Here is a 13332-nt window from a genome sequence, read left to right on the forward strand (position 1 = left end):
CTTCCTCCCTACTCCATTGACTCTTTTAGTCGCCTTACCATGTCCCGTATCCGTTCACTTTTTAATCGGTAACTTACTGGATTTACAATTAACCTTGATGTCACATCTACAATATGCTCATATTCAACTAATCCATTTTCTGTTAATGTTCGCCCAGTTGATACAATATCTACAATTCGATCAGCTAATCCGATCATCGGTGCCAGCTCAATTGAGCCATTCAAGCCGATAATTTCTACTTGCTCGCCTTTTTCTTTATAAAAATCAGAAGCAATTTTCGGATATTTAGTTGCTACGCGAGGTGCAATATCATTTAACATAGTATTTGGTAATCCTGCTGTCGCGATATAACATTGACTAATCTTCAAATCAAGCAATTCATGAACGCTACGTTTTTGCTCAAGTAATACGTCTTTACCTGCTATTCCAATATCTGCAACTCCATGTTCTACATAAACAGGTACATCCATTGGCTTTGCTAAAATAAAGCGAATTTTTTCATTAGGAACTTCGACGATGAGTTTTCGAGAATCTTCTAAATCATCGGGTAACTGAAAACCTGCTTTTTGAAGCAACACATACGCTTCTTCAAAAATCCGTCCTTTCGGCATTGCAATTGTCAGTTCACTCATACTCATTATTGGCATCTCCCTCTATTAACCACACAACGTCTGTAAAATTCATTTGGAATGCTTGTTGGTCTTCAACACTTTTAAGAAACTGAATGGTCGTTTGAACCCCTTCATTTCTTAATATTTTTGCATCTTTAACAGCTTTCATATAATTAGCTTCATCAAAAAAGATAAGTGTTCGGGATTCACGTTTAGTTGAAGTTGTCATCACTTCGAGCAGCCGATCGACTCGCAACCCAAATCCAGTTGCACCTACGTCTGAATTAAATTCTTGTAGTAAGCCATCATAGCGGCCTCCGTTGCCAATCGCAAAACCAGATCCACTCGCAAAGACTTCGAACAACATTCCTGTGTAATAACTCATTTCACTCGTTAATGTTAAATCGTACGTCACCATATTTGAAAGTCCTGCGTTTTCTAATAACGCTGACAAATTGCTTAGATAAGAAAACATATTCACTTGTGTGTGATTGGTTTCATCGATAAATGGACGTAATTGTTGAATCGATTGAACATTGGAAGCCTGTCCAATAAATTCAATAAAGCGATTTTCATCTTCTTTTGAAAGCTTATATGTTTTTACTGCTTCTTCAAATCCAACCAAATTCTTTTCTACCAGTAATTTAAGTAATTCTCTCACTTGTTCTTTAGATTGCGTAAGTTGTATCAAAATCGATTGCAATAGACCTGCATGTCCTACTGTTAATCGATAATCATTTATCCCAAGTTTCTGAACAAACTCAGAAGCTGTTATAATCATTTCGGCATCAGCATAAACAGAGGCATCCCCTATTAACTCAACACCCATCTGTTCAAATTCAGCTGGTCTTCCGCCTTCATGTTCTTGTGCACGAAATACATTAGCGAAATACGCTAGTCGCAATGGGATTTGTTCTTTTAACAGTTTTGAGGTTGCAACACGAACAATCGGCGTTGTCATATCAGGTCTTAAAACGAGTGTCTCTCCTTGGCGATCCACTAGTTTAAATAGGGCAGAATCCGGAATAGCAGATGCTTTTCCGATGGTCTCATAGTATTCTACAGTTGGCGTTTTTATAAAATCAAAACCACGTGATTGGAAAAATTGTCTTCCAATGTCACGCACCTTTTCTTTTTTCTCATTAATTAGTGGAAAAGAATCTCTCATTCCAAGTGGCTTTTCGAATTTTCTTATTGGTGTCATTTATTACTCACTTCCTAAATAAGGATATTTTACTTTAGTACACTAGCATGCTAGTAGAATGAAATAAAATTTATTTTAACCCAAATGACAAGGTGAGTCAATACAAAAGACCCCTTGAAGCAATGTAATTCTCTTCATGAGGTCTTTTCGGGTTGCATAAGACGACGAGTCGCCATTTCTTCTGCTGTATAAATAACTTTCATTGGGTTTCCACCGACAAAACTACCCGCTGGGACATCTTTATGCACAAGCGTGGCAGCAGATACGATTGCATCATCCCCAATATTTACACCGGGGAGAATCGTAGAGTTTGCACCTATTAGAACACGGTCACCTATCCAGACCTCTCCAATTCGATATTCATTAATTAAGTATTCATGTGCTAAAAGAGTCGTATTGTAGCCAATAATTGAATTTTTTCCTATCGTAATTCTTTCCGGAAACATTACATCTGGCATGACCATTAATGCAAACGACGTCTCATCTCCAACTTTCATATGTAAAAAATGCCGATACAGAAAGTTTTTAAATGACAGTGAAGGACTGTATCTCCCAAGTTGAATAACGATGAAATTTTTCATCACTTTCCAAAATGATACCGTCTTGTATATATGCCAAAGGGAGTTTGCTCCTTCTACAACAAAACGTTCAGTCCTCCTCATGACGATTGACCCTCTACAATTTCAAGTAGGTGTTTACCCATTACATTTAAACAAGTTTGAATGATAAGTTCCTTAGTATGGCGTAACGTTTCGTCAAAATCGAAAAGAAGTGTGGTAATCAGTTTAATTGTCATGAAGGAGCACTTCCTTTCGTTTCGTTTGTTCAGCCCGTTTCCAAATCGTGGCTACTACTATAGTTAAAACAAATGCAGTCCCAAGTCTAAGTAAGAATAATGGCCATATTGGAATCCCTAGCGGTATAAAAATGAGCGTATCTTCTATTACTGCGTGGCAAGCGACTAAAAAGATAAATACCAGAGTGGCGTCTTTCTTACTGACGCCGTCATCTTGTACTGCTTGAATCATCACTCCTGCTCCAAATGCTAAGCCAATTACTAACCCTGAGACTAGCGTCATCGAAGCATTTTGCTCAATGCCAAGTAACTTCATAAACGGTGCCATTTTTCGCGAAAACTTTAGTAAATATTGTTTGTCTTTTAAGTATTGAATAACAATCATAAGTGGGATAACCACCATTGCTAGCTGCAAGACACCGAAGCTTGCTTTTTGAAACCCTAGTAAGATGATTTCCAGCCAACCTTCAGGTATTTCAGCCACTTTTGGAGCCATCCCATATTGAGCAATGTCTGAACCACCCGACCAAACAAGGTTGATCACAATCGCAGATATTGCGGCTAGTCCAAATCTCACGAGAAGAACAACCCACAGTTTAACGCCAACTTTTAACGCGACTCCAGTTTCAATAAATATATTATGGGAGAACGATAGCATAACAGCCAAAATAAATACTTCTTTTACTGTCAATTCTAATGACAGAATTCCAGCAATTCCTGCATACAAGTTGAGAGCGTTCCCTAAAACTAATGGAATTGCTGCATCTCCTCGTAGCCCAAAAATCCCCATGACGGGAGATACGAAGTCGATAATCCAGGGCAACACAGGCGTATACTGCAAGATGACAATCAACAATGTAATAGGGAAAATAATCTTGCTAAGTGTCCAAGATGTTTTTAATCCAGCTAATAATCCATTTTTTATTGTAGACATACTTATAACTTCCTTACTTATGCGTCTTTATAACGCACAGGCTTTTTAATAGTTACGCGACGGTAAACAACTAATATGATTGCCACAACTATTGCAACAATTGATATCACTTGTGCTGTGCGAAGGTCACCAATTAAATACAAACTATCGGTACGCATACCTTCAATAAAGAATCGCCCTAATGAATACCAAATAATGTAAAATAAGAACATTTCTCCACGCATTAAGTTAACACGACGTAATAATATTAGTAATACTACACCCGCAAAGTTCCACAGTGATTCATATAAAAACGTAGGATGATAATATATACCATCAATACGCATTTGATTAATAATCCAATCCGGTAAAAACATATTTTCTAAAAAAGAACGTGACACTTCTCCTCCGTGAGCTTCTTGGTTCATAAAGTTTCCCCAACGTCCAATTGTTTGGCCAATTAAAAGACTTGGCGCCACAATATCTGCAACTTTTAAAAATGATTTATTACGTTTTCTTGTAAAAACATAGGCTGTAATAAATGAGGCTATCAACGCACCATGTATCGCCAATCCCCCCTCCCATACTTGAAGGATTTTACTAGGATTTTCAGCATAATACTCCCATTTAAATAACACATAATATAGACGCGCCCCTAAAATTGCTAGCGGTACTGCCCAAATTAATAAATCTGTTAAAAAATCCTGATGAAATGACCGTTTGACCATTTCACGTTGCGCAACAATAAACGCTAGGACAATGCCGAACGCAATAATGACTCCGTACCATCGTACTGCAATCGGCCCAATTGAAATTGCAATGGGATTAATTGCTTCAAGTAATAAATTCATGTTGTACCCCTTCCAGACTTCCTAAATTTAATATGTAGAATGTTCATTTTGACTAATAACATCGTTTAAACGATTGGAGAATTCCTCTGCTGCATTGAAACCCATTCGCTTCAAACGATGGTTCATAGCTGCTACTTCTATAATAACTGCTAAGTTTCGACCAGGTCGAACGGGAATCGTAAGTTTGGTCAAATCTGTTTCCATAATTTTCATTTTTTCATCTTCTAGTCCTAAACGATCATACGTCTTCTGTTCATCCCAATTCTCTAATTCAATTACAAGAGAAATTCGTTTAAAGCTACGTATTGCACTTGCACCAAACAAAGTCATAACATCAATAATGCCCAGACCACGAATTTCAAGTAAATGTTCAATCAGTTTGGGAGCATTTCCAACAAGCGTATTTTCTGTTTCTTGTCTAATTTCAACACAATCGTCAGCAACTAGTCGGTGCCCTCTTTTTACAAGCTCTAAAGCAGTCTCACTTTTACCAACACCACTTTTACCTGTAATTAATACGCCGACACCATAAATATCGAGAAGTACTCCATGTACTGCCGTAGTAGGTGCTAGTTTACTTTCTAGAAAGTTTGTCAGTAAACTCGAAAAACGTGTGGTTGCCATTTTGGCTGTAAGGACTGGAACATGTTCTTCATTTGAAGCGATTTTCAGTTCTTGCGGCACTTTCAAACCATGTGAAATGATAATCGCTGGTGTATCAGGTGAACATAGTTTCTGCATGCGTTCTACTCGTTCATGAGGCAATAACATATCGTAAAAAGAAAGTTCTGTTTTTCCAAGTAACTGTACACGGTTTGCTGGATAGTGTGTGAAATATCCGGCCATTTCTAAACCCGGGCGTGATATATCGCTGACAGCAATATGTTTGCCGATACCTTCTTGACCACTAACAAGGGTTAACTCAAACTTTTCCATTACATCTTTTGTAGTAACTTGCACCAAAAAACACCTACTTTCTCCGAAATTCAAATTACCTTTATGTCCTTTATTTTAGCATGCACTCTGAAAAATGAAATGAATTTCTCTTATTTATACAGCTTTTCAGTTATTTACTCTAAGTTTGTTGTATAAATTGATTTCACTTATAGCCTTGTCATAGAGATCCCTATTTTCTTTTAGGTATTTGTATTTCTATGTCTATTTGCTTGAAGTTATTTTATCTCTATAATAATACGATACATGAAGTCTATAATTAAAGGTATGAAACAAAGAAAAGGGGTCTGTTAAATGGTTCGAATCGGGATAATTGGTACGAATTTTATTACTGAAAGATTACTTGAAGCTGCAGAGGCTGTCGAAGATTTTAAACTAACAGCAGTTTATTCTCGAACAATTGAGCAGGCTGAACAATTCGCAAACAAATACGGAATAAACCTACTCTTTACAAACTTAGAAGAAATGGCAGTTAGTGAAGAAATTGATGCGGTATATATTGCTTCACCTAATTCATTTCACGCTGAACAAGCTATTTTATTTTTGCGAAATGGCAAACATGTTTTATGTGAAAAACCATTAGCAGCGAATGTTTACGAAGTAACGACAATGATTCAAGCTGCAAAAGATCATCAGGTTCTATTAATGGAAGCCATGAAATCAACATTACTTCCTGGCTTCAAGGTCATTCAAGATAACCTATATAAAATTGGCCCAATCCGTAGATACTTTGCCAGCTATTGTCAGTATTCATCTCGTTATGATAAATACAAAGAAGGCATTGTACTCAATGCTTTCAATCCAAAGTTTGCAAATGGGGCTTTAATGGATCTTGGCGTTTATTGTTTATATCCACTTATAGCATTATTTGGTGAACCAATTGAAGTGAAGGCAACTGGCATTATACTTGATTCAGGTGTGGATGGTGAAGGTAGCGTAGTTTTAAGCTATGACGATAAAGATGCGGTTGTAATGTATTCCAAAATATCTAATTCTTCTTTACCAAGTGAAATTCAAGGCGAAGAAGGAACCTTGATTATTGACAAAATAAATTCGCCTGAAAAAGTTGAAATCCACTACAATGACGGAACTTTTGAACAATTAACTATCAATCAATCACATCCCGTTATGTATTATGAAGTAAAAGAATTTATTGATTTAATAAACGCAGGGAAATTGGAATCCGATATAAATTCACATGATAACTCCTATACAAACATGTTAGTTGTTGATAGAGTACGAGCTGAAATAGGTCTTGTGTATCCAAATGATAAAAATTGAACTTTTAATAATGAATTGGACGACTTAATTAAAACTTTACTGAATTTCTACTTCTCCTCTTAAGGTAAAAAGAGATATAAAAAACCCCGAATCTAGACATTTTTTCAATGTCTGAGATACGGGGCATTTTTATTTGCTATATATACCCTTCATTATTCAGAAGAGATGTAACGAACTAGAATTGATCCTGTTTTGGCTTCACCCTTAATGTAAAGAGGAGCTGTTGTTGAGCCTTCAATATCTTTTGTAAAACGAATATTTTTTTGCAAGAAATGCTCTTGTTCATTTATTCGTGTTACATCAGATAATGCCACATCCATTTTACCAAAGTTCGAAGCTATTTCACCTTGTAAGCCGATAGTAGATGGTACATATATTTCTACTGTACCAGCTACCGCTCGTGCTTCAATTTTGTGAGCCTCTAGACTTTTCGTTGTGACAACGACGTGACCATTAACCGACTGTGCTTCAATCCCTTTTAAATAACCATCGATATAAATGCGTCCATTAATTGTTTCAGCATCAATTTTATTTCCTTTTGCCTCTTTTACTTGTATAGTACCATTCGCTGTTTGAACTTCTGCATCTTCTAGTTGAACATCTTTCAGTTCAATTTTGCCATTCGCGGTTTTGACTTTGAGACGATCAACGTCTATATGCTTACCAATAAAAGCCCCATTGAATAATCGAATAGAAATTGAATCGTACATTTGTTTTGGTACATATAAGACAACATTCACAGATGTTGTTTTTAAATCACTAATAATACGTAATTTTTGTTGATCAACGACAAATACAAATTTATCAAGGAATTCTTTCTTTGCATCTTCTTCAGAAGGTGATCGATATACTTTCACATGGCAATCTGCACGTACTTGACCATCTTGTGAAGGGTAAATTTCAAACTTGCCATTGGCAAGATCTGCTGAAATCTCCTTAATGTCTAAATCTTCTTTCGTAAAGGTGTGATGAAATTCATTTGGCTCACCAAAAGGCGTTTCGAAATCAAATGATTTCATTTTTCCGACCGTGGTTTGCATGAATTGCATAAATCGTTCGCCAATCTGTGTAAAATCGCGTTTAATGTCTTCCATAAAATCGTCTGCTTGAGAAGATGTGGTTTTCTTGTTGTGGTTTTCATCGTTTGTATGTGTTGAATGAGATTTTTTTTCAGACTGGTCTGGCGCAGCATACGTTGAATCGCTTGCTTTCGTCTTTCCATTTCCTAAAGCCTCTAGCAATATTAACGCTTCTTGAGCAGATATCGTCCCTTTTTCGACTGAATCTAAAATGCGTTTACGTTCTTCTTGCATATTTTTGGCCTCCTTCAAAGCCGCTTTACGCGGAACTTTGTTCTTCTCTTATACATACGGTTTAAAAGCAAAAAAGGTTTCATTTTATCAAAACTGCGTCTTTTTTATTCTTTCTCTTTGTTGAGGCTTTTTTTATTTGTTCATCCATGCGTTTACGATCGCGGTCGAGTATTTGCTTTAAATAGTGACCCGTATATGACTTCTTCACTTTGGCTATTTCTTCAGGGGTTCCTACAGCTAAAATCTCTCCCCCTTTATCGCCACCTTCAGGACCTAAGTCAATCACATAATCCGATGTTTTAATAACGTCTAAGTTGTGCTCGATAACTAATACCGTGTCCCCGTTTTCCACTAATCTCTGTAACACTTCAAGTAAACGTGCAATATCATGTGCATGTAATCCGGTTGTCGGCTCATCTAAAATATAGAAGGACTTTCCATTCGAGCGTTTGTGTAATTCAGAAGCCAATTTTACACGTTGTGCTTCACCACCTGATAACGTCGTTGCCGGTTGACCCAGTTGCATATATCCTAATCCAACATCGACGATTGTTTGAAGTTTACGGCTAATCTTTGGAATGTTTACAAAGAATTTAAGTGCATCTTCAACAGTCATTTTTAATACGTCCGCAATATTTTCTCCTTTATACTTCACTTCAAGTGTTTCACGGTTGTAACGCTTTCCATTACAAATTTCACACGGAACATATACGTCAGGTAAGAAATGCATTTCAATTTTAATAATGCCGTCTCCTCGGCATGCTTCACAGCGCCCACCTTTAACGTTGAAACTAAACCTGCCTTTTTTGTAGCCTCGTACTTTCGCTTCGTTCGTTGATGCATAAACATCACGAATATCATCGAAAACGCCTGTATATGTTGCTGGATTTGATCTTGGTGTTCTCCCAATCGGTGATTGGTCAACATCAATAACTTTTTCAAGCTGTTCGATACCAGTCACTTCTTTATGTTGTCCTGGTTTTGTTTTAGCACCATTTAACTTTTGTGCGAGTGATTTATGCAAAACTTCATTGATTAACGTACTTTTCCCTGAACCTGAAACACCCGTAACAGCAGTAAAGATACCAAGCGGGATATCCACCGTAACATTTTTTAAGTTATTTTCCGTCGCTCCTTTAATCGAAATTATTCGACCATCTGGTTTTCGACGTTCTGCTGGAAGCGCAATAAATTTCTTGCCACTTAAATATTGACCTGTTATGGACTTAGTGTTCTTCATTACTTGTGTCGGTGTTCCAGATGCCACGATTTCACCACCATGGACTCCTGCTCCAGGACCTACATCTATTAAATAATCCGCAGCCATCATCGTATCTTCATCGTGTTCAACAACAATTAAAGTGTTACCAATATCTCGCATATTTTTAAGTGTGGAAATCAGTCGATTATTATCACGCTGATGCAAGCCAATTGAAGGTTCATCTAATATATAAAGTACTCCCGTTAATCGTGAACCGATTTGAGTTGCCAAGCGAATGCGCTGAGCCTCACCACCTGATAACGTACCCGCACCCCTACTTAACGTTAAGTAATCTAAACCAACATTAAGAAGGAAACCAAGTCGTTCGTGGAGTTCACGTAAAATGAGTCGTGCAATTTGCATGTCTTTTTCAGATAATTCCAGTGATTTGAAAAATGCATCGGCCTCTTGAATAAAAAATGCCGTTACTTGTCCGATATGAAGTGATGCAACTTTTACAGCTAATGTTTCCGGCTTTAAGCGATATCCCTTACATGTTGGACAAGCTTGTTTTGCCATATACTTTTCCATTTGATCTCGAATATAATCCGAAGACGTTTCTTTATAACGACGTTCGATATTTGTTAAAACACCTTCAAAATATATTTCATTATCTCGAACTTGTCCGAAATCATTTTCGTATCGGAATCGAATTTTATCTGTACCGGATCCATGAATAATTTTATCTATTTGATCTTTTGGCAACTTGTCGACAGGCTTATTCATATTTATTTTATAATGCTTGCAAACGGCAGCTAATAGTTGTGGATAGTATTGCGAACTTGTTGGTTCCCACGGGGCAATAGCACCGTCGTTTAACGATTTTGACCAATCAGGTATGACAAGTTCTTGGTCGACCTCCAGCTTCGTACCAAGACCATCACATTCAGGACACGCACCGAAAGGACTGTTAAATGAAAACATACGTGGTTCTAACTCACCTATTGAAAATCCACAAATAGGACAAGCATGATGTTCACTAAACAACAATATCTCGTGTTCCATGACATCAATTAATACACGTCCATCTGCAAGTCTCAGTGCAGATTCCAAAGAATCAGCAAGTCTTGCGGCGATATCTTCTTTTATTACAACCCGGTCAATAACAATTTCAATATCGTGCTTTTTATTTTTATCTAAATTAATATCGTCATCTAAATCCATTAAATCACCGTTTACTCGAACACGTACATAGCCTTGCTTTTTCACATCTTCTAGCATTTTAGCGTGGGTCCCTTTTCGACCAGAGACAATTGGTGCTAAAATTTGCATACGTGTACGTTCCGGGAATTCCATTAAACGATCAACCATTTGCTCGATAGTTTGAGAAGATATTTCCACTCCATGATTGGGACATATCGGCTTTCCTACACGAGCAAATAATAAACGTAAATAATCGTAAATCTCGGTTACAGTACCTACTGTAGAGCGTGGGTTTCTACTTGTCGTTTTTTGATCGATAGAAATTGCAGGCGACAAACCTTCAATTACATCCACATCGGGCTTGTCCATTTGCCCTAAAAACTGACGTGCGTAGGCTGATAACGATTCGACATAGCGTCTTTGCCCCTCTGCATAAATGGTATCGAAAGCGAGTGATGATTTACCAGAACCAGACAACCCTGTCATAACGACAAGCTTATCTCGTGGAATGGTTATATCTATATTTTTTAAATTATGTGCACGTGCACCTTGTATACGAATTTCTTGTTTTTTCAATTCGCTTCATCCTTCCGCTTTCAGTTCCAAAATCGTGTCGCGAAGTTCGGCAGCTCGTTCGAAATCGAGCGCCTTCGCTGCGTCCTTCATTTCTTTTTCTAGCGTTAACAACAGCGTTTTTTTCTCATCTTTCGTTAACTTCTTACCTTTTGTCACTTTTTCCATATAACTAGATGTTTCTTCTGCATTATGAGATGCACGAATAGTATCGCGAATTTTCTTTTGAATAGTTTTAGGTGTAATTCCATGTTTCTCGTTATACTCGATTTGAATGTTACGACGTCGATCTGTTTCTCCAATCGCTTTCGTCATCGAATCCGTCATGCGGTCAGCATACATGATGACATGTCCATTTGCATTTCGAGCTGCACGTCCCATTGTTTGAATGAGTGAGCGTTCAGAACGTAAAAACCCTTCTTTATCTGCATCTAATATGGTTACGAGCGACACTTCTGGTATGTCTAATCCTTCTCTCAGCAGATTAATTCCAATCAATACATCATAAACTCCCATTCGAAGTTCTCGAATAATTTCAATCCGTTCAAGTGTTTTTATTTCTGAGTGTAAGTAGTTTACTTTGATTCCAATTTCTTTTAAGTAATCGGTCAAATCTTCAGACATTTTTTTCGTTAATGTGGTAACAAGCACACGTTCATTACGTTCTGAACGTTGACGAATTTCATCAATTAAATCATCAATTTGTCCCTCACTAGGGCGAATATCGATTGTAGGGTCTAACAGTCCTGTTGGTCTAATAATTTGCTCAACCATCTCTGGTGTGTGTTCCAATTCATAGGCCCCTGGTGTTGCTGAAACGAAAATCGCTTGACTCATATGCCCCTCAAATTCTTGGAATGTTAACGGTCGATTATCCATTGCAGACGGTAAACGGAAGCCATGTTCTACTAACATTTTTTTACGTGCTTGGTCACCGTTGAACATCCCTCTCACTTGCGGTAATGTCACGTGGCTTTCATCGATCACCATTAAGAAGTCATCTGGGAAGTAATCAAGCAATGTATAGGGTGTGGCCCCTGGCTCTCTAAGTGTTAAATGTCGGGAATAGTTTTCAATCCCTGAACAAAAGCCCATCTCTCTCATCATCTCTAAGTCGTAACGAGTACGTTGCTCCAACCGCTGTGCTTCTAATAACTTATCCTCACTGCGAAGAACCTTTAGTTGTTGTTCTAATTCGATTTCAATGTTTTCAATTGCTTTTAACAATTTTTCTTCACGAGTAACAAAGTGGGAATTAGGGAAAATCGCAACATGTTCACGTTCACCGATGATTTCACCAGTTAAAGCATCCACTTCCCGAATTCGATCAATTTCGTCCCCGAAAAATTCAATTCGTATACAGCGCTCATCTCGAGAAGCTGGGAAAATTTCAACAACATCTCCACGTACACGGAACTTTCCACGCATAAAGTTTATATCATTTCGTTCATATTGGATGTCCACTAGTCTACGAAGCAATTGATTACGTTCGATTTCCATACCCATTCGTAGTGATAAGACCATCTCGCGGTATTCTTCAGGATTACCCAACCCGTATATACATGAAACAGATGCAACTATTAAGACATCCTCACGTTCGAATAAAGCCGACGTCGCAGAGTGACGTAGCTTATCAATTTCTTCATTAATGCTGGAGTCTTTTTCAATATACGTATCAGTTTGAGGCATATAAGCTTCCGGTTGATAGTAATCGTAGAAACTAACGAAATACTCCACCGCATTATTAGGAAAGAACTCTTTAAACTCACTATACAGTTGTCCAGCAAGTGTTTTATTATGGGCCATGACCAGTGTAGGTTTTTTTATTTCTGTTACTACATTAGAAACGGTAAATGTCTTGCCAGTACCCGTCGCACCGAGCAAAGTTTGATATTTTCTACCTTCTTCTATTCCCTTTAATAATTCACGAATCGCCTGTGGTTGGTCTCCATCTGGTTTATAAGGAGCCTGCAAATCAAAAGATTGTTCCATGGTTTCCTCTCCTTATTAAGAGCGTAAATGTCTATTTTATCTGTGCTAAATTATTTTTATTTATTGTTTATATTTTATCATATTCCCCAATTGAATACGAACAAAAAGCGAACGTATGTTTTTTTGAAAGAAAAGTGGAGAGCTCGACACTGCCCCTAGAAGGAACGACTCGGAAACCTGTTTGCGAATAAGTTTAGGAAGGAAACCAAAATGCAGTGCTAAGAAATCTTGTTGCGACTCCTTCATCAGCCACACCCTGTTTGCCCAAGATTAGGTGCGGGCTGGCGGTCGAAACTAGACTAAAGAAACGAAAAGTTGGGCTTGATCGACACCTGTGATGGAACCTTGAAAGGCGAAAAAGCGACATTTTTATTCCATAAAGGGACGCTGCAGACTAGCACTTGAAGCTATACAACATGAAAAACAGAAAGTACCTTATT

General features: G+C 37.7%; 11 protein-coding genes. 1 reads left to right on the plus strand and 10 read right to left on the minus strand.

Annotation, left to right across the window (positions count from 1 at the left end):
• Window positions 1-8: 8 nt before the first annotated feature.
• From hisG to hprK, 7 genes are all read right to left on the minus strand, one after another.
• Entirely contained in the window at window positions 9-632 is a 624-nt protein-coding gene (hisG, locus tag C406_RS0103390; RefSeq protein ID WP_026045591.1) for an ATP phosphoribosyltransferase, read from the minus strand.
• Window positions 625-1815, minus strand: coding sequence for an ATP phosphoribosyltransferase regulatory subunit (locus C406_RS0103395; protein WP_017379184.1), 1191 nt, complete (start codon window positions 1813-1815; stop codon window positions 625-627). The genes hisG and C406_RS0103395 overlap by 8 nt, the downstream gene beginning before the upstream one ends.
• Window positions 1816-1949: 134 nt before the next feature.
• Window positions 1950-2477, minus strand: a complete 528-nt coding sequence (locus C406_RS0103400) for an acyltransferase (RefSeq protein WP_017379185.1) — start codon at window positions 2475-2477, stop codon at window positions 1950-1952.
• A complete protein-coding gene (locus tag C406_RS20450) occupies window positions 2474-2611 on the minus strand; it encodes a hypothetical protein (protein WP_017379186.1) in 138 nt (45 codons plus the stop codon). The genes C406_RS0103400 and C406_RS20450 overlap by 4 nt, the downstream gene beginning before the upstream one ends.
• Window positions 2601-3545: a nucleoside recognition domain-containing protein gene (locus C406_RS0103410; RefSeq protein WP_017379187.1), complete on the minus strand. Its 945-nt coding sequence runs from the start codon at window positions 3543-3545 to the stop codon at window positions 2601-2603. Before C406_RS0103410 ends, C406_RS20450 begins: the two co-directional genes overlap by 11 nt.
• 17 nt (window positions 3546-3562) lie before the next feature.
• Window positions 3563-4375, minus strand: coding sequence for a prolipoprotein diacylglyceryl transferase (lgt, locus tag C406_RS0103415; RefSeq protein ID WP_017379188.1), 813 nt, complete (start codon window positions 4373-4375; stop codon window positions 3563-3565).
• 27 nt (window positions 4376-4402) lie between these two features.
• Window positions 4403-5338: an HPr(Ser) kinase/phosphatase gene (gene hprK, locus C406_RS0103420; protein WP_026045592.1), complete on the minus strand. Its 936-nt coding sequence runs from the start codon at window positions 5336-5338 to the stop codon at window positions 4403-4405.
• 285 nt (window positions 5339-5623) lie between these two features.
• Between hprK and C406_RS0103425 the strand changes: the two genes are divergently transcribed.
• Window positions 5624-6610, plus strand: a complete 987-nt coding sequence (locus C406_RS0103425) for a Gfo/Idh/MocA family protein (RefSeq protein ID WP_017379190.1) — start codon at window positions 5624-5626, stop codon at window positions 6608-6610.
• Window positions 6611-6762: 152 nt separating this feature from the next.
• On the opposite strand, the gene C406_RS0103430 is transcribed toward C406_RS0103425, so the two are convergent.
• From C406_RS0103430 to uvrB, 3 genes are all read right to left on the minus strand, one after another.
• Window positions 6763-7923, minus strand: coding sequence for a DUF4097 family beta strand repeat-containing protein (locus C406_RS0103430; protein ID WP_017379191.1), 1161 nt, complete (start codon window positions 7921-7923; stop codon window positions 6763-6765).
• A 79-nt stretch (window positions 7924-8002) separates the two neighbouring features.
• Window positions 8003-10903 carry an excinuclease ABC subunit UvrA gene (gene uvrA, locus C406_RS0103435; protein WP_017379192.1) on the minus strand — a complete coding sequence of 967 codons (2901 nt, stop codon included), beginning with the start codon at window positions 10901-10903 and terminating at the stop codon, window positions 8003-8005.
• Window positions 10904-10909: 6 nt separating this feature from the next.
• On the minus strand, window positions 10910-12892 hold the full coding sequence (gene uvrB, locus C406_RS0103440; RefSeq protein ID WP_017379193.1) for an excinuclease ABC subunit UvrB: 1983 nt from the start codon (window positions 12890-12892) through the stop codon (window positions 10910-10912).
• Window positions 12893-13332 lie beyond the last annotated feature (440 nt).

The organism is Paenisporosarcina sp. TG-14 (genome assembly GCF_000297555.1).
Lineage (GTDB): Bacteria > Bacillota > Bacilli > Bacillales_A > Planococcaceae > Paenisporosarcina > Paenisporosarcina antarctica.

Coding starts and splice junctions, on each gene's coding strand:
- C406_RS0103400 (WP_017379185.1), bottom strand. CDS start 2,477: ATGAGGAGGACTGAACGTTTTGTTGTAGAAGGAGCAAACTCCCTTTGG.
- lgt (WP_017379188.1), bottom strand. CDS start 4,375: ATGAATTTATTACTTGAAGCAATTAATCCCATTGCAATTTCAATTGGG.
- C406_RS20450 (WP_017379186.1), bottom strand. CDS start 2,611: ATGACAATTAAACTGATTACCACACTTCTTTTCGATTTTGACGAAACG.
- C406_RS0103430 (WP_017379191.1), bottom strand. CDS start 7,923: ATGCAAGAAGAACGTAAACGCATTTTAGATTCAGTCGAAAAAGGGACG.
- C406_RS0103410 (WP_017379187.1), bottom strand. CDS start 3,545: ATGTCTACAATAAAAAATGGATTATTAGCTGGATTAAAAACATCTTGG.
- C406_RS0103425 (WP_017379190.1), top strand. CDS start 5,624: ATGGTTCGAATCGGGATAATTGGTACGAATTTTATTACTGAAAGATTA.
- hisG (WP_026045591.1), bottom strand. CDS start 632: ATGAGTGAACTGACAATTGCAATGCCGAAAGGACGGATTTTTGAAGAA.
- uvrB (WP_017379193.1), bottom strand. CDS start 12,892: ATGGAACAATCTTTTGATTTGCAGGCTCCTTATAAACCAGATGGAGAC.
- C406_RS0103395 (WP_017379184.1), bottom strand. CDS start 1,815: ATGACACCAATAAGAAAATTCGAAAAGCCACTTGGAATGAGAGATTCT.